This window comes from Mycobacterium decipiens (assembly GCF_963853665.1).
In the GTDB taxonomy this organism is placed as follows: Bacteria; Actinomycetota; Actinomycetes; order Mycobacteriales; family Mycobacteriaceae; genus Mycobacterium; species Mycobacterium decipiens.
Window position 1 is genome coordinate 1,332,055 of sequence record NZ_OY970459.1, and the last position, 22,914, is coordinate 1,354,968.

Annotated in this window: 22 protein-coding genes; 15 read left to right on the top strand and 7 right to left on the bottom strand. The window is 64.9% G+C overall.

The genetic code is table 11. The features are described from left to right. The first annotated feature begins 36 nt into the window (after positions 1-36). From AADZ55_RS06135 to AADZ55_RS06150, 4 genes are all read left to right on the top strand, one after another. The gene (locus AADZ55_RS06135) at positions 37-177 is read left to right on the top strand and encodes a hypothetical protein (protein ID WP_242669954.1); all 141 of its coding nucleotides are present in this window, start codon (positions 37-39) and stop codon (positions 175-177) included. A gap of 133 nt (positions 178-310) precedes the next feature. Continuing rightward, the gene (locus tag AADZ55_RS06140) at positions 311-1,054 is read left to right on the top strand and encodes a DUF2652 domain-containing protein (RefSeq protein ID WP_085323308.1); all 744 of its coding nucleotides are present in this window, start codon (positions 311-313) and stop codon (positions 1,052-1,054) included. A 9-nt stretch (positions 1,055-1,063) separates the two neighbouring features. Then, positions 1,064-1,441 (top strand): nuclear transport factor 2 family protein, encoded by a 378-nt coding sequence (locus AADZ55_RS06145; RefSeq protein ID WP_119184867.1) that lies wholly within the window; start codon positions 1,064-1,066, stop codon positions 1,439-1,441. Between the two features lie 19 nt (positions 1,442-1,460). Beyond that, positions 1,461-1,856: a nuclear transport factor 2 family protein gene (locus AADZ55_RS06150; RefSeq protein ID WP_242669955.1), complete on the top strand. Its 396-nt coding sequence runs from the start codon at positions 1,461-1,463 to the stop codon at positions 1,854-1,856. Between the two features lie 8 nt (positions 1,857-1,864). Here AADZ55_RS06150 and AADZ55_RS06155 read toward each other — a convergent pair whose 3' ends face one another. After that, positions 1,865-3,226, bottom strand: coding sequence for a flavin monoamine oxidase family protein (locus AADZ55_RS06155; protein ID WP_085323309.1), 1,362 nt, complete (start codon positions 3,224-3,226; stop codon positions 1,865-1,867). A gap of 186 nt (positions 3,227-3,412) precedes the next feature. Between AADZ55_RS06155 and AADZ55_RS06160 the strand changes: the two genes are divergently transcribed. After that, positions 3,413-4,384, top strand: a complete 972-nt coding sequence (locus tag AADZ55_RS06160) for an alpha/beta fold hydrolase (protein WP_207569000.1) — start codon at positions 3,413-3,415, stop codon at positions 4,382-4,384. On the opposite strand, the gene AADZ55_RS06165 is transcribed toward AADZ55_RS06160, so the two are convergent. Next, complete coding sequence (locus AADZ55_RS06165) at positions 4,379-5,725, bottom strand: flavin monoamine oxidase family protein (protein WP_085323311.1); 1,347 nt, start codon at positions 5,723-5,725, stop codon at positions 4,379-4,381. The two genes, AADZ55_RS06160 and AADZ55_RS06165, sit on opposite strands and share 6 nt — an antisense overlap. Before the next feature lie 196 nt (positions 5,726-5,921). Here AADZ55_RS06165 and AADZ55_RS06170 point away from each other — a divergent pair, with 196 nt between their 5' ends. After that, complete coding sequence (locus tag AADZ55_RS06170) at positions 5,922-6,392, top strand: YbjN domain-containing protein (RefSeq protein ID WP_165759323.1); 471 nt, start codon at positions 5,922-5,924, stop codon at positions 6,390-6,392. Between the two features lie 19 nt (positions 6,393-6,411). On the opposite strand, the gene AADZ55_RS06175 is transcribed toward AADZ55_RS06170, so the two are convergent. Next, the gene (locus tag AADZ55_RS06175; RefSeq protein ID WP_085323313.1) at positions 6,412-7,536 is read right to left on the bottom strand and encodes a hypothetical protein; all 1,125 of its coding nucleotides are present in this window, start codon (positions 7,534-7,536) and stop codon (positions 6,412-6,414) included. Continuing rightward, positions 7,536-8,672, bottom strand: a complete 1,137-nt coding sequence (locus AADZ55_RS06180) for a phosphotransferase family protein (RefSeq protein ID WP_085323314.1) — start codon at positions 8,670-8,672, stop codon at positions 7,536-7,538. The genes AADZ55_RS06175 and AADZ55_RS06180 overlap by 1 nt, the downstream gene beginning before the upstream one ends. Positions 8,673-8,716: 44 nt before the next feature. Between AADZ55_RS06180 and AADZ55_RS06185 the strand changes: the two genes are divergently transcribed. The 9 genes from AADZ55_RS06185 (at position 8,717) to AADZ55_RS06230 (ending at position 17,653) form a co-directional block, all read left to right on the top strand. Continuing rightward, positions 8,717-9,319, top strand: a complete 603-nt coding sequence (locus AADZ55_RS06185; RefSeq protein WP_085323315.1) for a TetR/AcrR family transcriptional regulator — start codon at positions 8,717-8,719, stop codon at positions 9,317-9,319. A 189-nt stretch (positions 9,320-9,508) separates the two neighbouring features. After that, positions 9,509-10,447, top strand: a complete 939-nt coding sequence (locus AADZ55_RS06195; RefSeq protein ID WP_085323316.1) for a DUF4129 domain-containing protein — start codon at positions 9,509-9,511, stop codon at positions 10,445-10,447. Further along, positions 10,444-10,926 carry a hypothetical protein gene (locus AADZ55_RS06200; protein WP_085323317.1) on the top strand — a complete coding sequence of 161 codons (483 nt, stop codon included), beginning with the start codon at positions 10,444-10,446 and terminating at the stop codon, positions 10,924-10,926. Before AADZ55_RS06195 ends, AADZ55_RS06200 begins: the two co-directional genes overlap by 4 nt. After that, on the top strand, positions 10,923-11,900 hold the full coding sequence (locus tag AADZ55_RS06205) for an AAA family ATPase (protein WP_085323318.1): 978 nt from the start codon (positions 10,923-10,925) through the stop codon (positions 11,898-11,900). The genes AADZ55_RS06200 and AADZ55_RS06205 overlap by 4 nt, the downstream gene beginning before the upstream one ends. Before the next feature lie 13 nt (positions 11,901-11,913). Beyond that, the gene (locus AADZ55_RS06210; RefSeq protein WP_085323319.1) at positions 11,914-13,185 is read left to right on the top strand and encodes a DUF58 domain-containing protein; all 1,272 of its coding nucleotides are present in this window, start codon (positions 11,914-11,916) and stop codon (positions 13,183-13,185) included. Further along, positions 13,182-13,631, top strand: coding sequence for a hypothetical protein (locus tag AADZ55_RS06215; RefSeq protein WP_085323320.1), 450 nt, complete (start codon positions 13,182-13,184; stop codon positions 13,629-13,631). Before AADZ55_RS06210 ends, AADZ55_RS06215 begins: the two co-directional genes overlap by 4 nt. 67 nt (positions 13,632-13,698) lie before the next feature. Further along, the gene (locus AADZ55_RS06220; RefSeq protein ID WP_085323321.1) at positions 13,699-14,847 is read left to right on the top strand and encodes an aromatic ring-hydroxylating oxygenase subunit alpha; all 1,149 of its coding nucleotides are present in this window, start codon (positions 13,699-13,701) and stop codon (positions 14,845-14,847) included. Between the two features lie 10 nt (positions 14,848-14,857). Then, positions 14,858-15,499 carry a TetR/AcrR family transcriptional regulator gene (locus AADZ55_RS06225; protein ID WP_085323322.1) on the top strand — a complete coding sequence of 214 codons (642 nt, stop codon included), beginning with the start codon at positions 14,858-14,860 and terminating at the stop codon, positions 15,497-15,499. Between the two features lie 243 nt (positions 15,500-15,742). Then, positions 15,743-17,653, top strand: a complete 1,911-nt coding sequence (locus AADZ55_RS06230; protein WP_341286268.1) for a PPE family protein — start codon at positions 15,743-15,745, stop codon at positions 17,651-17,653. 214 nt (positions 17,654-17,867) lie between these two features. Here AADZ55_RS06230 and nuoN read toward each other — a convergent pair whose 3' ends face one another. Genes nuoN through nuoL form a run of 3 tightly spaced genes read right to left on the bottom strand, consistent with a single transcriptional unit; the run spans position 17,868 to position 22,908 of the window. After that, positions 17,868-19,439, bottom strand: coding sequence for an NADH-quinone oxidoreductase subunit NuoN (gene nuoN, locus AADZ55_RS06235; RefSeq protein ID WP_085323324.1), 1,572 nt, complete (start codon positions 19,437-19,439; stop codon positions 17,868-17,870). After that, the gene (locus tag AADZ55_RS06240) at positions 19,436-21,010 is read right to left on the bottom strand and encodes an NADH-quinone oxidoreductase subunit M (protein ID WP_085323467.1); all 1,575 of its coding nucleotides are present in this window, start codon (positions 21,008-21,010) and stop codon (positions 19,436-19,438) included. Before AADZ55_RS06240 ends, nuoN begins: the two co-directional genes overlap by 4 nt. Beyond that, positions 21,007-22,908 (bottom strand): NADH-quinone oxidoreductase subunit L, encoded by a 1,902-nt coding sequence (nuoL, locus tag AADZ55_RS06245; protein WP_085323325.1) that lies wholly within the window; start codon positions 22,906-22,908, stop codon positions 21,007-21,009. The genes AADZ55_RS06240 and nuoL overlap by 4 nt, the downstream gene beginning before the upstream one ends. Positions 22,909-22,914: the final 6 nt, after the last annotated feature.

Here is a 22,914-nt window from a genome sequence, read left to right on the forward strand (position 1 = left end):
GGCAACCGCTATGCCAGCAAGCCACCACTGTATGGAATGGCACTGGTCTTGTTGGCGATCGCCGTCGTCGCTTTCACCGCGTACTTGCATGCGGGCTGGTGGTCGATCCTCGGCTACGCCGCGGCCGCCGTCATCGGAGTGGCCGGGTTCGCCCTCGCCTTTCGTGACCTTTCGTGACGCCCATGTCCGTCGGGACGGATTGTCCTCGAGGGCCCCTGACACGGGCTAGGTTGGCCCGGATAGGCGATTAAGACTTTGCGGCATTGACCCTCAAGCGACTCACCGAGGTCAGGCGTAGACTTCCCAGTTCATGGCCATCCGGCGCGCCTTTCTTCTCATCGCCGACATCGGCGGTTACACGCGCTACATGAATTGGAACCGACTGCACCTGGCCCACGCGCAACGGACGGTGGCCGAGCTGCTGGAGTCGGTCATCGACGCGGGCAAAGGACTGAAGCTGGCGAAGCTGGAGGGCGATGCGGCGTTTTTCTGGGCACCGGACGGCAACGCCAAAGTGGTGGTGTGTGAACGGCTATCGCAGATGCGGCAGGCGTTCTTCGCGCGGCGCGAGCGGATGAAAACGGACCATCCCTGCGAATGCGAGAGCTGCGCGCAGCGGGACGGCCTGACGCTCAAGTTCGTCGCTCACCAGGGGGAGGTGGCGGAGCAGAAGGTGAAGCGCCGCGTCGAGCTCGCTGGTGTCGACGTCATCCTGGTGCATCGCATGCTGAAAAACTCGGTTCCGGTGCCGGAATACGTGCTGATGACCGACCCGGTGGCACAGTGCCTCGACGTGTCGATGCGTCAACTTTCGATGCCGCTGACGCACGACTTCGAGGGCCTCGGACAAACGCCTACGTACTACATCGACCTCGCGAACTCCGAGTTGCCGCCGGCGGCACCGCAGCGCGGCTTCTTCGGCCGGCTGGCGGCGAAGCAGAAGTTCGAGATGAAGGCGCTACCGTTCGTGCTGGGTGTCAAGAAACCGGGTGCCGGTTTTCGAAGCCTGGGCCAGGACACCGTGGCCGAGCCGGGCCAAGGAACCACGCTTTAGGATCGCCGAGTGTCCATTGCGCTACTTCGAGAAATGTTCGAGCAGATGGTCGTTGCCAAGAATGCCGACCTGATCGAGCACTATTACGATCCCGACTTCCTGATGTTCTCCGACGGGCTGAGCCAGAGCTTCACCGAATTCCGCGACAGCCATCGCAAGCTGTATGCCACGACCATCAGCTATGCGGTCGAGTTCGACAACGACGCGTGGGTGCAGGCACCAGACAAGGTCGCCGGCCGGGTGTGGATCACCACGTCTCGACCTGGAGAAAAGCCGACCCGAATTGAGGTGGTTCTCATTGCCGCCTACCGCAACGACCGGATCCACCGGATCTGGGAGACCACGTGGCCGAGTTGGCGCAACGTGGCCGCGCTGGACGACTACTGATCAGCCGACCGCACAAATCGTGGTGTACAACGAACCGGGCGTGATCGCCGAGCAGTTCATCAGAGCGTTCTCGATGGCAGACCTCGGCGCGATGCGCCGGCTACTCGCCGCGGACCTAAGGGCCTACGTCACCAACGCCGACGGTGGAACTGACGAGGTTAGCGGGCGCGATGAATACCTGCGCCGGATCGAGGCGATGGATCTAGCGGCGGCGGACTTTTGTCTCAAGTTGACCCAATCACCGGTACCCGTCGACACCGATCAGGCGTTGGTCATGGTTGAGGTTCGCGCCCACCGGGGCGGCAAAGACCTACACAACTATGCGGCACATCTCATCCGGGTGGCTGACGGACAGATCACCGAATGGCGGATGGTCGATGCGAAACCCGCTGAGAGTGCGCGGTTCTGGGCTTAGGGGCGACGTCACCCCAATTGTTGCATCAGTTCTGTGGCTGCGTGTCGCCCGCTCAGCAGGGCTCCGTGCACCGTGGCGGGGTTGTCCACACCGACCGCCTCGCCCGCCAGGTAGAGCCGCTCGCTGATCGGTTCCTGTAGCCGGCGCCGGTCATCGAGACCGGAGCCGGGCGCGTGGAATGAATACGAGCCGAGCGCATAAGGGTCCACGGTCCAGCTCGACGACCGGACCTCAACGGGTGCGATGTCGTTGCCGAACAGTTGCCGGGCCACGGGCAGCGCACCGCCCATCAAATCGCCAGCCGATGCGGACTCCACGTACCGGGCGCGGTGACCGACGTTGAACGCCAGCACAATCGGCCCCGCAGCGACCGGCAAGGTAAACCATTGTGACCACACTCCCGGGTCGGGACCCAGGAATTGATAGAACGCGCTTTGCCCGCTCCACGTCCGTTGGTTGAAGCGAAAGTAGCTTTTGGACATCGCGCCGAATCCCAAGGCACGCAAGGCTTGTGAGTGTCCGTCGGGAAGAGGGGGGTCGAAGGTGACGGCGCCGGACTTCAGCACGCCGAGCGGAACGGTGACGATCGCGGCGGGTCCGTTGAACGATCGGTTGCCGGCCCGGACGGTGACCGAGCTGCTCCGGTGCAGCACGGCGGTGACCGCCGCATTGAAGACGATCTGCAGCCCATCGGCGAGCAGCCGCGGCAGGGCGTCGTAGCCGTTCGTGACTACGACCTGGTCGCCGGTTGTGTAGTTGCCCTGGTCGAACGTGGTAGCGGAGAGCTGGTCCGCGTCGGCCGCGTACTCCTCTTCGATCTCGGTGTTGACGTAGAAGGCCAACTCGGCGCGCTCCGCGGTGGACAGCTCCTCGCGTGTCGCCTCGGTGTTGACGGCGGCGGCGAGACTACCGCCATCGACCTGATCGCGAGCCTCCGCGACAAAACGGCGCCAGGCGTTTTGGTCGTAGTTGATCGACCGTAGCCGGGGATCGACCGCCAACTTCGCCGCCTCGTCATACTGAGTCGAAACGAGCTGCAAGCGCGCTTTCTCAGCCAGTTCCATCAGTGGGTTGTCCGTGGTGCCATGGATCCAGGACGCTCCCATTTCCAGCGGTACGCCCCACTCGCGGTCGGTGGATACTCGGCCGCCGATCCGATTGCGGGCTTCGATCAACCGCACCGGCCATCCCGCGTCGGACAGGCAGCGCGCGGCCGCCAAGCCGGCCATCCCGGCGCCGACGACCAGGACCGATTTGGTGTCCGGTGGTGCCGGACGATCCGATTCGCAGCCGGCCGTCAGCCCGGTGCCGACGGTGCCGATGAGGCATGCTGTTGACGTCAAGAACTCCCGACGCGATATCGGCGACACGGTGCCAGCGTCTCACATTCCATAGCGTCCTCATCTGCACTTTCTCCGAAGGGGAAGCGGATGGCCGGACGTTATTATTCTGTGACCCTTTGCTTTAGTGATTCCCAGCTACCCATCAGTAACACCGAGCTAGAGTGGGCAACATCCGGAAGGCGGCAACGGAGCCGCGTCGAAGGGGGAGCGGCGATGGGTGCTCGGAAGTCAACTCGAGGCAGCGGAACAACCCAGTTTCCTGATGCACTCCCGCCCAGCCGTACTTTGACCGTCCGTGCTGCGGACGGCACCCAGCTACACACCCAGGTATTCGGGCCGCCCGACGGTTATCCGATCGTGCTTACGCACGGCTTCGTCTGTGCCATCCGGGCCTGGGCGTACCAAATCGCTGACCTTGCCGGCGACTACCGGGTGATCGCCTTCGACCATCGCGGTCACGGACGCAGCGGTGTCCCACGGCGTGGCGCCTACAGCCTCAAGCACCTTGCGGCGGACCTCGATTCGGTGCTGGACGCGACGTTGGCCCCGCACGAGCGTGCGGTAATCGCCGGCCACTCGATGGGCGGCATTACCATCGCCGCCTGGTCGGAGCGCTACCGCCACAAAGTCCAACGACGTGCGGACGCCGTCGCGCTGATCAACACCACCACCGGAGACCTGCTGCGCAAGGTGAAACTGCTGCGGGTGCCGCGTGAGTTGTCCCCAGCTCGGGTCCTGGCCGGCCGGAGGTTGGTCAACACATTTGGCGGGTTTCCGCTCCCCGGTGCGGCCAGGATTCCAACCCGGTACTTGATCTCGATGCTGGCGGTTGCCACGGACGCCGACCCGAGTGCGGCGAGACTGGTCCACGAGCTGTTCACCCAGACCTCGGCAGTGGGGCGGGGCGGCTGCGCGAAGATGCTTGTCGAGGAGGTGGGGTCTGCCCACCTCAACCTCGATGGTCTGACGGTGCCAACCCTGGTCATCGGCAGCGAGCGGGATCGACTGACGCCGATCGGCCAGTCTCGCAAGATCGCGCGCACCGCACCCAAGGTTGTCGGCCTCGTCGAACTGCCCGGCGGCCACTGCTCGATGCTGGAACGCCACCAGGAGGTGAACCGCCACCTGCGTGCCCTCGCCGAATCGGTGACCCGGCACGCCCGGGACCGGCGCATCAGCTCATAGCAGCGCAGCGATCTCGGCGGCGGCGCGCTGACCGGATCTGACGGCCCCGTCGAAATATCCGGTCCATTCGTCTGCGGTCTCAGTGCCGGCCCAGTGAATCGGACCTACCGGCTCGCGCAACCATTGCCCGAATTTCGTCCACGACCCAGGCGGTACCGCCGCGGTCGGACCGCCCGGCGCGAATTCCTCTGTACCCCAACGATGATCAACATAGTCGAGCGGGTTGAGCGCTTCGTCGCCGAACAGCGACGCGAAGCAGCGCAACGCATCACGGCGGCGCTGCTCGATGGGTAGCGAGTCGAACGCGCGGGCATCGACGAACCCCATCAGAATGCCTGGCCCGTCGGCATTCGGACTGACATCAAAGGTAATGAACACCGGCGCTTCGTCGGACAGCGCCTGGCCGGAGAACCCGTTGGCGCGCCAGAACGGCGCCGAATAGGCCGCATAGGCCTTGCTCAGCCGGCCCTGCGGCCAGTGCTGGGCGAGCTGCCCGTACTCGGGCGGCAGCGGGGGATTGAACTCGATGACCGCGCGATGGGCGGGTGGAATCGCCACGATAACAAACCCGGCCTCGGCCCGACCCTGATCGGAAGTGACCGTCACACCCGCTCCGTGCCGGTCGATGCGACGCACCGCGGCGTTGAGCATGACACGCGCGCCGAGTTCGGCCGCGACCGCCTCGGCGATCTGCTGTGTCCCCCCCGGAACACGGTCCTGCTGGGCACCATTTTCGACGTCGAGCAGCCGGTCCAGGCCGCCGGCCGCACGTACGTAGCGGGCTGCGTGCAGCATCGAGACATCGTCGGGCTCACAACCCCACGTCACACGGGCCATGATGGTCATCAGGTCCCGTGAGGACGCCGTAGCGCGTACCAAGCGCAACCACGCCCCGAGCGACACGTCGTCGAGCTCGCGCGCGCGTTGCGCATTCCAGGGGGCGACCACCGGAACGCCGCGGGCAACTCGTTCGAATTGCCAACGCAACCGGCCAATGTCGATTAGCCCGGTCAGCGACAGCTTGGGAATGGTGCCACGATAGCTGCGCGCCGAGCCTCGCCACTGGATAACGTTCTTGCCGCCGTGGTGGGTCGGGGTTGTCGGGATCCCGAGTTCGGCCGCCAACGCCAGGACGGCATCCTGGGTCGGGCCGACGAACGAGCCGCCCATATCCGCGGGCACCCCTGCGACGCTGCCGGTGAACGAGCGGCCGCCCACCCGATCGCGGCCTTCGAATACCACCACGTCGTGACCCTGTCGCGTCAGCTCACGCGCTGCGGCCAGCCCGGCGAAGCCAGCGCCCACCACGACAACGTCGGCAGTCCGCGGTGGGTTTGTCACGGCTCTAGTCAACCGCATTTCGGCGGTTCCGTAGGCTCTTTCCGACTGCCGTTGTTTCCGGGCCGTTTCCCGGCCCGTAATCGTCGTCACGCGGCGGCCAGGTCTAGGCGACACGCGCCTTCTCTTGCCGTTGCGCCGAAGTTGTCCAACCCAACGGGTGGCCATGTCACCGCACCGACCAGTCGAGGGGGTCGTCATGATCGAGAGATTCGATCGTCGGATGATCGAACAGTTCCTACGCGAAAAGGACATTCGGTACCTCACCGACGAAGAAGGTGACTTCATCGTCGACTTCTACGGCGACGACATGCCCGATTACCGGCTCGAGTTGAGCGCTCTGGGCGGGGCCGAGGTCCTATCCATCCGCATCTTTCCGGTACCCACCTACCCCGAGGAGATGCGCGACCGCATCGAGGGATTCGTGGCCGGCTGGAACCGCCGGACGCGTTGGCCCAAGGCCTACATCACCGACGACCCCCGCGGCCGAGGAATCGACGTGTACGGCGAGTCGGCGTTTCCCCTGGGGCCCGGCGTCCATCAGGCGCTGTTGGAACACTTCATCGGGACCACCTGGTCGGCGGGCTACGACATGCTCACCGAACTCGCGCGCGCAGTGGACGCGCCGGGCGGTGGCACACCCGAAACCTGGGTTCCCGAAAGGGGATAGCGTCGCGAACCAGAGGTTGCTAGGGCGCCACCGTCAACCAGTCGGCGAACCCCGATGGGTCGTGGCGGCCCAACGCCCCGTGCTCAAACAGACCCCAGCCCTCCACCGGATCCCCGTCGCCGTCGCGGCACACCGCGCGACCCACGTGGTCGATGACGCCGAAGCCGGACCGCGCGATGATCGCCGGATCGGTCATGTCATAGGTCAGCCGTTCGACGAACTTCTCGCCCTTCCACATGCCGTGCGACCAGTCCGAATCACCGCCGTAGCCGCCACCGACATGGGTCGGTACCGCCAGCTTGGACTCCACATCGAAGTGGACCGGCGTGCCGTCGGCGGTGGTCGCCTCAATCGTCGCCCCGGTCGGGATTCGCGTGCCGGAACGGTAGTGGATGCGCACTCGCGGCCAGCCCAGCTGTTCGACGCGGCCATCGCGCCAGACCCGGGTGCAGTCGTTGAGCGAGCGGAACCCGCTGGACTCTTCCTGGATGATCAGCACGATGGCGAATTCGTCGAACGCCATCGGCAGGTATAGCCACCACATGCCCTCGAACGGCGGGTCGGCGGGCCGGCCCGCGGGTTCCGGCTCGCCCACCGGCCGGATGCCCCAGGACCGGTCCCGGCTGCCGAGCCAGGCTGCGGGGTTGACGGCGATCTCTTCGCCGTCGATGACGATGCGGCCGCTCCAGGTGCCGAGTTGGGCAAAGCGCTGCGCATCCAGTGTTACCCGGTTTCCGGAGCGCAGGATGTGTGGTTGTTCCTGGACGACGTCGAACAGGCCCTCCCAGGTGAGATCGGCGGCGATGCCCTCGGTCTCGTCCAGGGTGATCTGCAGTTTATGCAGCGGCTCGATGACCTCGACCCGGTAGCCGTTGACGTGCTGGTGCAGCCGGTCGGAGTCGATTGTGTCCGAAAGGTGCACCGCGGTCTGCGTGTCCGCGCGCCTGATGAGCACGAAGGCGTCCTTCACGCCCAGGTTGGGGTAGTAGCCGATACCGGTGATCAGGAAGATGTTCCCGGTGCGGTCGTGGGCGTTGAAGTAGGACCGGTCGTAGAAGTTGCGGTCGGAGGAACCCGGCCAGGCGATCGGCTGGGGAAGCTGATGTACCGGATACTCGTCGAGCGGGCCTAGGATTTGCGGCATTACTGATCCTCTCCGATAAGCCGTTTCATCAATCCTGCGTGGTAGAACAGCGATTCCACATCGTCGGGCTTCTCGACCTCGCCGAAGTGCACTCGTCGCGCACCGGTGCGCATGAACACGCATGCCCACATGACACTGGAATAGACGTAGAACCAGTGCAGGTCACCGAGTTCCACGCCGGTGAGCCGCTGATAGGTGGCGCGCACATCGTCCTCGCGCAACACCTCCGGCAGGCCCGGCAGCGTCGCCATGCCGGCAAGTTCTTGAAATACCATGTGCGCGAATATCATCCACGCGACGTCGAGTTCACGTGGACCCAGCGTCACCATCTCCCAGTCCAGCACCGCTACCGGCTGAAAGTCCCGGTACAGGACATTTCCCAGCCTCGCGTCGCCCCAGAGCAACACCGGCTCGCCCGAGGCGACCTCATCCGGCCAGTGGGTTTGGAGCCAGTCGAAGGTTCGTTCCAGCAGTGGCGATTGACCGATGTCTGGCACTGCGAAGTCATACCAGGACCGTACCCAGCCGAAATGCCGGTGCAGCGCGGTGGCGCCCGACCGACCCTCGGATAGGAAGCCAAAAGTATTCTGGGCGTTCGGGATTGAGTGCAGTTTCGCCAATACCCCGACGGTGGCTTCCTGCAATCCGCGCTGACGGTGTGCGGGCGCGTCGGCGAACCAGTTGTTGCCGAATGTGTACGGCATGACGTCTGGCGGCACCCCGCCTTCGACGTAATCCATCAGAAAGAATGGCTTTCCCAGGACGTCGCCGGTGGTCTCGATCCAGCGCACCCGGGGGACGGGGACGTCGGTCAGCTCACCGACGAGTTGTATCACTTGGAACTGGTGATCAAGCCGATAGGTGGGGAACACCGGTACATCGTCGGCGGACGGCGCCACCCGAGCCACCAGCCTCTGCGCCACCGTCCGCCCGTCCTGTTGCCACCGCGCGGTCAAGATGAGGGTTTCCGACGACATGCCCGTCGAGTCCACGCCGCTCTCCACGGTCACCTCGGGTGCGCTCCCGCCGGGCAAGACGCTTGCCAGCCAGCGCGACATCACCGTCGGCAGGCTGGTGACGTCGCGACTCGAGCGCTGGAGTCGGTCGACGTCTCCGATCGCCGGTTCATTGGCCACGAGCGCTCCCCTGGTGAGGCAATTACGATACGTTAGGTAGCGTTATGAAAGCAGACCTGTCCTCCCTTGACAAGGCTTCAGGCGCCGGACGACCGCGGGATCCGCGCATTGACTCAGCGATTCTGTCGGCGACGGCGGAACTGCTTGTGCAGATCGGCTATTCGAACCTCAGTCTGGCCGCTGTCGCCGAACGCGCCGGTACCACAAAATCGGCGTTGTACCGGCGGTGGTCGAGCAAGGCCGAACTGGTGCACGAGGCCGCATTTCCGGTGGCGCCCACCGCGCTTCAGGCTCCGGCCGGCGATATCGCCGCCGACATCCGGATGATGATCGGAGCCACCCGCGATGTGTTCACCACCCCGGTGGTGCGGGCTGCGTTGCCCGGCCTGGTGGCCGACATGACCGCAGATGCCGAGCTCAACGCCCGGGTGCTGGCGCGTTTCGCCGACCTGTTCACCGCGGTGCGCATGCGGTTGCGCGAGGCCGTCGACCGGGGCGAGGCGCATCGCGACGTCGACCCGGACCGGATGATCGAGCTGATCGGGGGAGCCACGATGCTGCGAATGCTGCTGTACCCGGACGAAATGCTTGACGACGCATGGGTGGACCAGACCACCGCCATCGTCGTACACGGGGTGACCCGGTAATGCCTGTCAGCCTGGCAGGTACCGACTGGACCGGGGCGGGTCAACGCCGCTAGCCTTCGGCTATGGGGCGCACCACTGCCTCGGTGCGGCGTCGGCGCGACTGGAAGCCACCGGCGCGCTGCGCGCGATTCTCGCGCACGACACCCGGGCGAGCCGGGGACAGGTCAACGTCGCGATGGTCCTCCGCTGATGTCTGACAATCCAACGCGGCGCGTTGTCATCGTGATCGTGCTCGTGATGCTTGCCGCGGCTGGCCTGCGCGGCTATCTTCCCGCTGACGATGGTGCACCGCTCGCGGAGGCGGGGGGCAGTCGGGCAGTGCTGATGTTCATTGTCGCCGCACTTTCCGCGACGCTCGCACTGGTCGCGGTCGCGATCATCACGCGGCTGCGGGATCCGCGGACGGTGGCGCCCAGCGCGGGTGATCTGTCGCCAATGCTTGGCGGTGAAAGAGGGCGACCGAACTGGCGCGTCGTGTTGATCGGCCTCGGAGTGATCCTGGCCTGGTTGCTTATCGCGACACTGTTAGCCCGATTGTTCGTGCCGCACGATGTCAATCCTGCTGTCCTCACACCGGATTCGAGTGCACCGTCAGATGCAGACGCCACCGCCGAGCCGCGCCCGCAACCCCCGCAAAGTGACACCGGAGACGTGTTCGGAATTCTTTTTGCGAGCACCATTCTGTTCCTGGCGATCGTCGTGGGAGCGATGATAGTGTCGCGAATGCGGCGCAGGTCTGCGCCGGCTGCATTCAGTGACGATCTCATCGAATCCGTTTCTCCCCCTGCAGGTTCGGAATCCCTGGCGCGGGCAGCCGAGATCGGACTGGCCGAGATGGCCGATCCGTCCCGCGATCCACGGGAGGCGATAATCGCGTGCTACGCGGCGATGGAACGTGAACTGGCCAATGTTCCCGGAGCCGTCCCGCAGGCCTGCGACACCCCGACCGAGGTGCTAGCGCGAGCAGTCGAACACCGCGCGCTGCATGCCGACAACGCCGCCGCGCTGGTGAACCTGTTCGCCGAGGCGCGGTTCAGTCCGCACGTGATGAACGAGGAACACCGTGAGTCGGCGGCGCGCCTGCTTCGACTGGTTCTCGACGAACTGAGCTCCAGGACCGCTATATGAAAAGGCTTATTGCCCTGGGAATTTTCCTCATCGTCGGCATAGAGATGCTGGCGCTGATACTGCAAGACCGCCGATTCGTGCTCGGCGGGGCGGGGTTGGCCCTGGCTCTGGTCGTGCTCAATATCCGCCGGGTGCTGGGAAACTGGAACGAACCCCCGGCCGAGCCGGACTCCGACGATCTGGGAGAGGGGTTGCGCCGCTGGCTGTCCAACACCGAGACGACGATCCGGTGGTCGGAGTCCACTCGAACCGACTGGGACCGGCATTTGCGTCCGATGCTCGCGCGACGTTTCGAAATTGCCACCGGCCACAGGCAGGCCAAAGATCCGGTGGCCTTCTCCGCCACGGGCCGAATGCTCTTCGGCGACGAATTGTGGCAGTGGGTCAATCCGAACAACGTCACACACACCAGGGACCGCCAGCCAGGTCCCGGTCGCGCGGCGTTCGAACAGATTCTGCAAAGGTTGGAGCAGGTATGACGATGCCGGCCGCGACGACCACCGCCCACAGCGAGGCGGTGCTCGACGAGATCGAACGTGTGGTGGTGGGGAAGCGTTCCGCCCTGACGCTCATCCTCACCGCCGTTCTCGCCCGCGGCCATGTACTCATCGAAGATCTGCCCGGCCTCGGCAAGACGCTCATCGCACGATCCTTCGCCGCCGCTCTGGGGCTCGATTTCACCCGAGTGCAGTTCACGCCCGATCTACTGCCGGCCGACCTGCTCGGCTCGACTATCTACGATATGCCGTCGGGTCGCTTCGAGTTCCGGGCCGGGCCCATTTTCACCAACCTGCTGCTTGCCGACGAGATAAACCGGACGCCACCGAAGACCCAGGCGGCACTGCTGGAGGCGATGGCCGAGGGCCAGGTGAGCATCGACGGCCAAACCCACAAACTGCCAATGCCATTCATCGTTCTGGCTACCGATAACCCGATCGAGTACGAGGGCACCTATCCGCTACCGGAGGCGCAGCTGGATCGGTTCGCGATGCGGCTGGAACTGCGCTACCTTTCCGAGCGCGACGAGACCTTGATGCTGCGCCGTCGTCTCGAGCGCGGTTCGGCCGAGCCGACGGTGAATCAGGTGGTGGACTCGCATGATCTGCTGGCCATGCGGGAATCGGTCGAGCAGGTCACCGTGCACGAGGACGTTTTGCATTATGTGGTGTCATTGGCCACCGCTACCCGGCACCATCCGCAGGTCGCCGTCGGCGCCAGCCCGCGAGCCGAACTCGACCTGGTCCAACTCTCCCGTGCCCGCGCCCTGCTGCTTGGCCGGGACTACGTGATCCCCGAAGACGTCAAGGCACTTGCCACTGCGGCGGTCGCACACCGGATCACTTTGCGCCCGGAAATGTGGGTGCGAAAAATTCAGGGCGCTGATGTCGTCGGAGAACTGTTGCGGCGCTTACCGGTGCCTCGAACTAATCGGGCCAAGGAGGGGACCGGATGAACTGCGGCTCGAAGTGATCGAAACTAGTGAAGTCGAATTGCGCTGGCGTGCATCCCAACTGACGCTGACGATCGCCACCTGTGCCGGAGTCGCGTTGGCCGCCGCGGTCATCGGTGGTCGCTGGCAGCTGATCGCGTTCGCGGCGCCGCTGCTCGGCGTGTTGTGCTCGATCAGCTGGCAGAGCCCCGTCCCGACTATCCAGGTGCACGGTGAGCCGGATTCGCAGCGATGCTTCGAGAATGAGCAGCAGCAGGTGACCGTTTGGGTCACAACGGAGTCCGTCGACGCGGCGGTCGAACTCACGGTATCGGCGTTGGCGGCTATGCAGCTGGAGGTTCTCGAATCCGGGTCGCGCCGAAAGACCACGGTTGCACTGGTGGCGCAACGTTGGGGGCGGTATCCCATCCGAGCTCGGGTCGACGTCGTCGCACGCGGTGGGTTGTTGACTGGAACGGGAACGGTCGACGCCGCCGAGATCATCGTGTTTCCGCTGACGCCGCCGCAGTCGACGCCGATTCCGCAGACCGAATTGCTCGACCGCCTTGGTGCTCACCTCACCCGGCACGTCGGTCCCGGTGTCGAATACGCCGATATTCGCCCGTATGTCCCGGGCGACCAGCTACGCGCCGTGAACTGGGCGGTGAGTGCGCGTCGCGGCCGACTGCACGTAACGCAGCGCTTGACCGACCGCGCCGCGGACGTGGTGGTGTTGATCGACACGTATCGACAGCCGGCGGGTCCGGCGACCGAGGCCACCGAACGAGTCGTGCGGGGTGCTGCTCAGGTGGTGCAGACCGCGCTGCGACACGGTGACCGCGCCGGGATCGTCGCGCTTGGTGGCAACCGCCCACGATGGCTTGGCGCCGACATCGGCCAGCGCCAGTTTTTCCGGGTGCTCGATACCGTGCTGGGCGCCGGGAAAGGGTTCGAAAACACAACCGGGACGCTGGCCCCGCGCGCCGCTGTTCCGGCCGGGTCGATTGTCATCGCGTTCTCCACGCTGCTCGATACCGAATTCGCACTAGCGCTGATCGACCTGCGCAAACGTGGCCACGTTGTGGTTGCAGTCGACGTTCTGGACAGCTCTCCGTTCCAGGACGAGCTGGACCCGCTGGTGATCCGGATGTGGGCGCTGCAGCGCTCCGCGATGTATCGCGACATGGCCACCATCGGGGTCGACGTGCTGTCCTGGCCAACGGATCGCTCGCTGGAGCAGTCGATGGGTGCGCTGCCCGATCGCCGTCGCCGGGTACGGCGCAGGACTACGGGGGCGACGGTGCAGTGACGTCGATTACGCAACCGGGTGCTCGGGTGTTCGCCACGGTGTTCGGACTGATGATGGTGGGGTCCACCGCTGTTGGCTCGCACGGGTTCGGCGTTGTCGCGGGGGTCGCGGCGGCGATTGCGGTCGGTGTGGGGACAGTGTTTCGCGTGGCGGCAACACTGGCCGTGCTGTTGTCGGTGTTGACGATCGTGGTGTCCGGCCCGACGCACGTGCTCGCTGCATCGTCGGGGCTTTGCGCCGCCGCCTACCTGGTATGTCGGTACGCGCCCGGAACTGCAAGCGGCATCGTCGTAGGGAGCTGGCCGACGACCGTTGCCGCCGTCGGCTTTGCCTTCGCTGGGTTGGCCGCGACATCGTTCCCGCTGCAGGTGCCGTGGCTGCCGTTGGCGGCACCACTGGCGGTATTGGCGATTTACGTGTTGGTCACCCGCCCGTTTTCGGGCTGAACAGCCGGTCGACCGGTGCGCGAGTGCAGGCCCTTGACAGCCGGTTATCGATCGATAACATGGGGGTATGTTATCGACTGATAACCAAGCTGAGCTCGGTCACGTTCTCGCCGACATGCGGGAATACCTCGACGACAATCCACCGGCGCTGAGTCTGCCGCCACGCGCTTACACCTCCCCGGAGCTCTGGCAGCTGGAGCGGGAACGGATTTTCCACCGGTCCTGGATGCTGGTGGCCCATGTCGACCAACTCTCCCAAACTGGTGACTACGTCGCAGTTTCCATCGCGGGTGAACGGGTCATGGTGGTGCGGGGTGGCGACGACGAACTGCGTGCCATGTCGCCGATCTGCCGGCACCGGTTGATGCCCCTGGTGGAAACCGGCGCGGGACGCACCGACACGTTGACCTGTCAGTACCACATGTGGCGATACGGTCTGGATGGCCGACTGCGTGGGGCACCCCACATGGTTGGCAACAAAGACTTCAGCCCCAGGGATTGCCGGCTGCCGCAGTTCGCGGTTGCCACCTGGAACGGACTGGTGTGGGTCAACCTCGATGCCGACGCCGAACCGATCGGGGCACATCTTGACCTGGCTAACGACGAGTTTGCCAACTACCGGCTCGCTGAGATGGTGCAGGTTCAGTCGTGGTCGGATGAGTGGCGGGCAAACTGGAAGTTGGCGTCGGAGAATGGTCACGAGAACTACCATGTGCTCGGGCTGCATCGGCGCACTCTGGAGCCGTTTGTGCCCGGCGCGGGCGATCTGGACGTTAGGCAGTATTCGCCATGGGCGCTGCGTATCAGAGTTCCGTTCGCCTTTCCGGCGGAAGAGAAATCGTTGCAGCTCAACGAGATTCAAAAGAACAACCTGTCGGTGTTATGGACGTTTCCGAGCAGCGCACTCGCCGCGGCGGCCGAGCGGGTCGTGTGGTTCGGCTTCATCCCGCACAGCATCGACCGGGTGCAGGTGCTCGGCGGAGTGCTCACCACCCCCGAGCTGGCCGCCGACCCGGCAGCAACAGACCAGACGGCGCAGTTCGTGACGGCGATGATCAATGACGAGGACCGGCTCGGGCTGGAGGCCGTGCAGGTTGGGACCGGCTCTAGATTCGCCGAGCGCGGTCACCTCAGCCCGAAGGAACGACCCGGCATGCTCGCGTTCTACCGGAACCTGGCAGCGGCGCTGGTTGGCGACCGGGCAGGTGGTGGCTAGCCTTGCCGGCATGCCGACACAGAGCGGACGGTGGAGCCCAACGGCGCTTCGCATCCTCGGGGCCGCCGCTGAGCTCATCGCCCTGCGGGGCTACACCTCCACCTCGACTCGGGACATCGCCGCGGCCGTGGGGGTGGAGCAGCCGGCCATCTACAAGCACTTCTCGGCCAAACGCGACATCCTCGCGGCGCTGGTCCGGCTCGCCGTGGACTGGCCGCTCGAGCTATTCGGCCACCTGAGCGCAATGCCGGTTCCCGCGGTCGTCAAGCTGCACCGTTGGCTGACGGAATCCCTGGAACATCTCCATGCCTCCCCCTATGTGCTGGTTTCCATCCTGATCACCCCGGACCTGCAGCAGGAGGCTTTTGTCAGGGAACGAGAGCTGGTCGCGGAAATGGAGCGCGCACTCGTTGGCCTGATCGAAACGGGGCAGGGCGAAGGTGATGTACGCGCAATGCATCCGTTGTCGGCTGCCAGGCTGGTGCAGGCATTATTCGATGCCCTGGCGCTGCCGGAGTTCGCGGTCAGCCCGGACGAGATTGTCGAGTTCGCGATGACCGCGTTGTTGTCGGATCCCAGTCGGCTGGCCGAGATCCGTGCTGCAGCAGATGCTTTGGAGATCCAGACGGCACGGCCCAACACCGGGCACTAGGCCTTCGCAAACGTGGGGGGCATCGCCCAGGTTAGCCCGCAGTCACTTTGGGCCGGTGGGCCGAGTATGGCCTGACCTTTACGGAATACAGAATTTTGACGGAACCGCCGGTATTCGCCGCGCGATTTCCCTACAGTTTGTTCCTACCGGTGCAGGGTCGTGCGCGGTGGCTTGAGTCTTTGGCCGAGCGCGGCCGCCCGGGGAGGAAGGTCGCGGGGCGACCCTGGGAAAGGGGACAGGCTGATGAACTACTCGGTGTTGCCGCCGGAGATCAACTCGTTGCGGATGTTTTCGGGTGCGGGGTCGGGGCCGATGTTGGCGGCGTCGGTGGCTTGGGATGGGTTGGCGGCCGAGTTGGGGGTGGCGGCGGAGTCGTTTGGGTCGGTGACTTCGGGGCTGGCGGGTCAGGCGTGGCAGGGGGCGGCGGCGGCGGCGATGGCTGCGGCGGCGGCGCCGTATGCGGGGTGGTTGAGTGCGGCGGCGGCGCGGGCCGCGGGGGCTTCGGCGCAGGCTAAGACGGTGGCCAATATGTTTGAGGCGGCGCGGGCGGCCATGGTGCATCCGTTGGCGGTGGCGGCCAATCGCAGTGCGTTTGTGCAGCTGGTGATGTCGAACATATTTGGGCAGAATGCGCCGTTGATTGCGGCGGCTGAGGGCGTGTACGAGCAGATGTGGGCCGCCGATGTGGCCGCGATGGTGGGTTATCACGGTGGGGCATCAGCGGCGGCGTCGGCGTTGCCGTCCTGGCAGCAGGCATTGAAGGGCCTGCCGGGTCTGGGTCAGGTGGTCAGCGCGGTTTCGGGTGGTGCGGGCGGCCTGTTTGCGGCCCCGGCGGCGGCGCCGGCGGCTAGCCTGGTGCCGCCGCTGAACACCGGCCTGGGGAATATGGGTAACTGGAACCTGGGTGGCGGCAACAACGGCATCTTGAATTTGGGCAGCGGGAACTTCGGCAACGTGAACCTGGGTGGCGGCAATATCGGTAACGCCAACCTGGGTAGTGGCAACTTCGGGTTCGCCAACCCGGGCAGCGGCAACATCGGCAACACGAACTTTGGCTGGGGGAACCGCGGCAATCTCAACTTTGGTGGCGGAAACCTCTTCGGCAACGGCAATTTCGGTTTCGGAAACGCCTTCGGCAGCTCGAATTTCGGGAGTGGGAACATCGGCAGCTCGAACTTCGGCAGCGGTAACGACGGCTCGTTCAATCTGGGTAGCGGCAACACCGGCGGCAGCAACATCGGGTTCGGCAACCTCGGGAGCAACAACCTGGGCTTCGGGAACAACGGCAACAACAACATCGGCTTTGGGCTCACCGGCAACAACCAGATTGGCATCAACTTGGCCGGCCTGCTGAACTCTGGCACCGGGAATATGGGTTTTGGGAACGCGGGTGATAACAACATCGGTTTCTTCAACTCCGGTGACGGCAATGTGGGGTTCTTCAACTCCGGTAACGGCAACACCGGCTTCGGCAACGCGGGCGATGTCAACACCGGCTTCTGGAACGGCGGAAACACCAACACCGGCTTCGGCAACGGCGGCACCCAAAACTTCGGTATCAGCAATGCGGGATCCCAGAACATGGGCTTCGGGAACTCGGGCTTCGCCAACATGGGCCATGGAAATGCTGGCTCATTCAATACCGGCGACTTCAACTCGGGTGGCGCGGCCGGGGGGGACGGCGCAAACACGGGTTCGTTCAACTCGGGCAGCCTGAACACCGGCTTCGGAAATGCGGGCGATCTGAACACGGGCCTGTTCAACTCGGGCGACGTGAACACCGGTATCGGCAGCGCAGTCGACCAACCTGGTTCGGTCTCTGGCTTCGGCAACACCGGCAACAACGCGTCGGGTTTCAACAACTCGGGTGACCTGACCTCTGGTTTCCAGAACATGAACACGAACTTGTTCGGCCCCAACTCTGGCTTCCAGAACATGGGCTCCGGGCTCGTCGGTTTCAGTAACACCGGCATGGCCAACGTGGGTTACGGCAACTCGGGGCTCAACGCTGCTGGCGTTAACAACTCGGGTTCGTTCAGCTCCGGCATCGGAATCGCGGGCGATGATAGCTCCGGTATCGGCAACTCGGGCAATAACTCCTCAGGAGCCTTCAACCAGGGCGACAACCAGGCCGGGTTCTTCGGTCAGCCGTAACGTATTGGTTGCCCGACTGGCCTGGGTGCGGCAGGCAACCAACTCCCGATTGGCTACAACGTTGGGCTGTTCAGGTCACGGTGCCGGCTGCAGCGATCGACATGCCGGCTGGAATGTATGTCCGGCTCGGACCAAAGCAGTTTCGGAATGTACCCAGATTTGACGGAATCGTCGATATTGCTGGCGCGATTTTTCTAGAGTCTGTTCTGCTGACTCAGTGCAACAACTGGGCGGCGTCCTCGGCCAGCTCGAGCAGTGGCTGCGGGACAATCCCCAGCAGCACGGTGACCGCCGCGCACACCGCAATGGCGGCCTTGCTCAGCACGCCGGGCGCCACCACCTGTGGGGTGTCGTCGGATTCTTCGGTGAAGAACATCAGCACGATCACCCGCACGTAGAAGTAGGCGGCGACCCCGCTGGAGATCACCCCGATGACCACGAGCGGTACCGCACCGCCCGACGCGGCGGCCTTGAACACCGCGAACTTGCTGACGAACCCGCTGGTCAGCGGGATGCCGGCGAACGCGAGCAGAAACATCGACAGCATCACGCCCACGATGGGTGAGCGCTGCCCGAGGCCGGCCCAGTGGGACAGGTCGGCGTCCTCTGAGCCGTCGGCGCTGCGGATCAGACCCACGATGGCGAATGCACCCACCGTGCTGAAGCTGTAGGCGACGAGATAGAACAACGTCGCCGAAAGGCCCACCGGGTTGTCGGCGATCACGCCGGTGAGGATGAAACCGACGTGCGCTACCGATGAATAGGCCAGCATCCGCTTGACATTGGCCTGGTTGACCGCGGTGACGGTGCCCACCACCATGGTGAGAATGGCGATCGCCCATAACACGGGTCGCCACTGATCGTGCAGCGGCGGCAGCGCGACATAGACCACCCGGAGCAGCGCACCGAACGCCGCGACTTTGGTGGCCGCCGCCATGAACCCGGTGATCGGGGTGGGTGCGCCCTGGTACACATCGGGGATCCAGGAGTGGAATGGGACCGCGCCGACCTTGAACAGCAGGCCGACTGCCAGTAGCGCCACGCCGACCAACGCCATCGACTCGTCGCTGTGCGTTGCCAGCGCCGCCCTGATCCCGGGCAGGGTCAGCGTGCCGGTCGCACCGTACAGCAACGCGACACCGTAGAGGAAGAACGCAGATGAGAAGGCGCCCAGCAAGAAGTACTTCATCGCCGCTTCCTGCGACAGCAGGCGCCGGTGTCGCGCCAGCCCGCACATCAAGTACAGCGGCAGCGACAGGACTTCCAGTGCGACGAACATCGTCAACAGATCGTCGGACGCGGGGAACACCATCATGCCGCCGACGGACAGCATCGCCAACGGGAAAAGCTCGGTCTGGGTGGCGCCCGCCCGTTCCGCTTCGCGCTCAGCGTCGCTACCGGGCACCGCCGAGGCTTGCGGGGTGAAGGAATCCAGTCCCGCAGCCACCGCGACCTTGCTCTCGGCGGCAACGTGGGCGCGTTCGGCCATAAAGATGACCGCCATGATCGTGACCAGGAGCACGGTGCCTTGCAGGAACAGCGTCGGTCGATCGACCGCTATCGCCCCCAGGACCGCGCTGTGCCCCGACGCGGGGAGCGACCTCGCCACCACGATGACCGCGATGAGTGCTGTAACCGACCCGCCGAGGGCGAGCGTCACCTGGGTGCCATAGCGCCACCGCCGCGGCAGGAACGCCTCGGCCAGCACACCTGCCACCGCGACTGCAAAGACGATGAGCATCGGACATAGCAGGAAGTACTCGACGTGCGGTGTGGGCAGGATCATGGGTGTGGTCCTTCGGCGGTCCGGGGGATGCCCGTACCCACTGGCACAATGGGCGCGGGATCATGCTGGCCGATGGTGGTCATGGTGTTCTCGACCGCGGGGTTGATCATGTCGAGCACCGGTTTGGGGTAGACGCCAAGAACGATCAGCAGCGCGATCAGCGGTGCCACGACGACCATTTCGCGCGGTACCAGGTCACTGATTCGTTCGTTGCCTTTGGCCACCGGCCCCGCCATCACCCGCTGGTACAGCCACAGCATGTAGATGGCCGAGAGGACTAGCGCGGTAACGCCGAACGCTGCCGCCAGCCAATAGCGGCTGAAAGTGCCCAGCAGGACCAGGAATTCACTGATAAACGGGGCCAGCCCGGGCAGCGACAGGGTGGCCATGGCCGAAACCATGAAAGTGCCGGCCAGGATGGGGGCCACCTTCTGCACGCCACCGTAGTCGGCGATCGACCGGCTGCCGTGCCGTGTTACCAGGAAACCGGCGATCAGGAACACCGCCGCCGTGGAAATGCCATGGTTGAGCATGTACAGCGTCGACCCGCTTTGCCCCTGGCTGGTCATCACGAAGATGCCCGCGATGATGAATCCGAAGTGTGAGATCGAGGTGTAGGCGATCAGGCGCATTATGTCGGTTTGGCCGATAGCCACGATCGCGCCGTAGATCACTCCGGTGATGGCCAGCGCCACGATCAGCGGACGGAAATACGTTGAGGCGTCAGGAAACAGCTGCAGGCAGTAGCGCAGCATGCCGAAGGTGCCGACTTTGTCCATCACCGCCATCATCAGCACGGCGGTCGCGGGTGTGGACTCGACCGCGGCGTCGGGCAGCCAGCGGTGGAATGGCCACAGCGGGGCCTTGATCGCGAACGCGAACATGAAGCCCAAAAACAGCGCCTTGAACACCGCGGGGTCCACGCCGTAGCGACCGGACGACACGGCGGCCACGATCTCCCGGAAGTCGAAAGTGCCGGAACCATGCTGCGCGGTGACCACATAGAGCCCGATCACTGCGGCCAGCATGATCAACCCGCCGAACAAGTTGTACAGCAAGAACTTCACCGCCGCGCGCGACCGCCCGGACCCCTGGCCGAAGCCGCCGATAAGGAAGTACATCGGGATGAGCATGGCTTCGAAGAACACGTAGAACAGCAACACGTCCAGTGAAATTAACGAGATCAGCACCATTGACTCGATGGCCAGCGTCAAGGCGACATATGCGTGCACGCCGCGGGTGCGTTCGCCACCGTCGTTCCAGCCGGCGACCAGCAGCAGCGGGATCAGTACCGTGGTCAACAGCACCAGCACCACCGCGATGCCGTCCACCCCCAGGGTGTAACCGGCGCCGAACGCCGGTATCCAGGAATGGCTTTCGACGAATTGATAAGGGTCGCCGCTGGGCTTGAATCCGGCTGCGATGACGATCGACACCGCCAGCGTCAGGACGCTGACCACCAGGCCGGTCCACTTGGCGAGCTGGCGTAGCCCGGGCGGCAGCAGGATGATCAGCACGGCACCCGCCAATGGCACCAGCCATAGCAGGGACAACAAAGGAAGGTTGCTCACCACAGCTGCACCGCCAGGAGCGCCGCGACCACCAGAACCGCGCCTACCAGCATCGACAACGCGTAGTTGCGGGCGAAGCCAGTTTGTATTCGCCGCAGGCGATTCGAAGTCTGGCTCACCAGTGCCGCCAGCGCGTTGACCGAGCCGTCCACACCCGCGTCGTCCACCGCGACCACTGTGTTGGTCAATTGCGCGCCGGGGCGCATGAACACCTCCTCGTTGAAGGCATCGCCATACAGGTCGACGCGTGCGGCCGTCGTCAGCGTCGAGACCTGGACTGGAGCCACCCTGGGGATGGGGGCGGTGCCGTACATCCGGTAGGCCACCGCGATACCGACGGCGACGACCCCCAGCGCCAGGGTGGTGCTGGCCCAGGCTGGGAGGGCATGCGTGGCTTCTTCATGGACCCCGACGACCGGCTCTAGCCAATGCTGCAGGGTGCCGCCCACCGCGAACAAGCCGCCAGAGAACACCGAGCCGATGGCGAGCAGGATCATCGGCCACGTCATCACCCGCGGCGCCTCGTGCGGATGAGAGCCGGGCGCCCAGCGCTTTTCGCCGAAGAAGGTCATCAGCATCACCCGCGTCATGTAGAACGCGGTGACGCCCGCACCCAGCAGCGCCGCGCCGCCCAGCAGAAAACCCCGGGGGCCGCCCGCGCTCAGCGCCGCCTCGATGATGGCGTCCTTGGAGAAGAAGCCCGCGAATGGCGGCACACCGATGATCGCCAGATACGCCAGCCCGAACGTGACGAAGGTGACCGGCAGGGCAGTACGCAGGCCACCGTAGCGGCGCATGTCCTGCTCCTCGTCCATGGCGTGGATGACCGCCCCGGAACCCAGGAACAAGCCGGCCTTGAAGAAACCGTGCGTGAGCAGATGCATGATCGCAAACGCGTAGCCGGCCGGGCCCAGGCCCGCGGCCAGCACCATGTAGCCGATCTGACTCATCGTCGAGGCCGCCAGCGCGCGTTTGATGTCGTCCTTGGCGCAGCCGATGAACGCCCCGAGCAGCAAGGTGAGGGCGCCGACAACGACCACGGCCAACTGTGCGTCTGGCGCCAGGTTGTACAGGGGGTTGGAGCGCACGATGAGATACACGCCGGCGGTGACCATCGTGGCGGCGTGGATCAACGCGGACACCGGGGTGGGGCCCTCCATCGCGTCACCCAACCAGGCCTGCAGCGGAACCTGCGCGGACTTTGCGCACGCGCCCAGCAGCAGCAGAAACCCCATGGCGGTCAGAGCGGTGTGACTGGCTGCGGGCGCGCCGGCGAACACACCGGCAAAGGACAGGGTGCCGAAAGTGCTGAACATCGCGAACATGCCCAGCGCCAGACCGGCGTCGCCCACCCGGTTCATCACGAACGCCTTCTTGGCCGCGGTGGCCGCCGACGGTTTGTGGTACCAGAAACCGATCAGCAGGTAGGACGCCAGGCCGACGCCTTCCCAGCCGACGTAGAGCAGCACGTAGTTGTCGGCGACGACCAGCAGCAGCATCGAGGCCAGAAACAGGTTGAGATAGCCGAAGAACCTGCGGCGGTCCGGGTCGTCTGCCATGTAGGCAATCGAATAGATGTGGATCAGTGACCCGACCCCGGTGATCAACAGCACGAAGCATATCGACAACTGGTCGATCTGCAGTCCGAAGTCGACCTGGAGCCCGCCGACGGGTATCCAGGTGAAAAGCGACTGGTGGATCGCGCGGTCGGCCCCATCGCGACCGAGCATGTCTGCGAGCAGCGTGGCGCCCACCCCGAATGCCGCGAGCGCTGCGCCACAGCCCAGCAGGTGCCCCCACGCGTCGGTGCGTCTGCCGCCGAACAGCAGGATCGCGGCGCCCGCCAGTGGTAGGGCCACGAGCAGCCAGGTGTAGTGAGTCCCCAAAGAAGTTGTCACGGTGGC

Excerpts from the sequence above, each read along its gene's own strand:
- AADZ55_RS06160 (WP_207569000.1), top strand. The coding sequence starts at position 3,413 with ATGGGTGCTCGGAAGTCAACTCGAGGCAGCGGAACAACCCAGTTTCCT.
- AADZ55_RS06230 (WP_341286268.1), top strand. The coding sequence starts at position 15,743 with ATGAACTACTCGGTGTTGCCGCCGGAGATCAACTCGTTGCGGATGTTT.
- AADZ55_RS06195 (WP_085323316.1), top strand. The coding sequence starts at position 9,509 with ATGTCTGACAATCCAACGCGGCGCGTTGTCATCGTGATCGTGCTCGTG.
- AADZ55_RS06185 (WP_085323315.1), top strand. The coding sequence starts at position 8,717 with ATGAAAGCAGACCTGTCCTCCCTTGACAAGGCTTCAGGCGCCGGACGA.
- AADZ55_RS06200 (WP_085323317.1), top strand. The coding sequence starts at position 10,444 with ATGAAAAGGCTTATTGCCCTGGGAATTTTCCTCATCGTCGGCATAGAG.
- AADZ55_RS06170 (WP_165759323.1), top strand. The coding sequence starts at position 5,922 with ATGATCGAGAGATTCGATCGTCGGATGATCGAACAGTTCCTACGCGAA.
- AADZ55_RS06140 (WP_085323308.1), top strand. The coding sequence starts at position 311 with ATGGCCATCCGGCGCGCCTTTCTTCTCATCGCCGACATCGGCGGTTAC.
- AADZ55_RS06220 (WP_085323321.1), top strand. The coding sequence starts at position 13,699 with ATGTTATCGACTGATAACCAAGCTGAGCTCGGTCACGTTCTCGCCGAC.
- nuoN (WP_085323324.1), bottom strand. The coding sequence starts at position 19,439 with ATGATCCTGCCCACACCGCACGTCGAGTACTTCCTGCTATGTCCGATG.
- AADZ55_RS06135 (WP_242669954.1), top strand. The coding sequence starts at position 37 with ATGGCACTGGTCTTGTTGGCGATCGCCGTCGTCGCTTTCACCGCGTAC.
- AADZ55_RS06175 (WP_085323313.1), bottom strand. The coding sequence starts at position 7,536 with ATGCCGCAAATCCTAGGCCCGCTCGACGAGTATCCGGTACATCAGCTT.
- AADZ55_RS06205 (WP_085323318.1), top strand. The coding sequence starts at position 10,923 with ATGACGATGCCGGCCGCGACGACCACCGCCCACAGCGAGGCGGTGCTC.
- AADZ55_RS06225 (WP_085323322.1), top strand. The coding sequence starts at position 14,858 with ATGCCGACACAGAGCGGACGGTGGAGCCCAACGGCGCTTCGCATCCTC.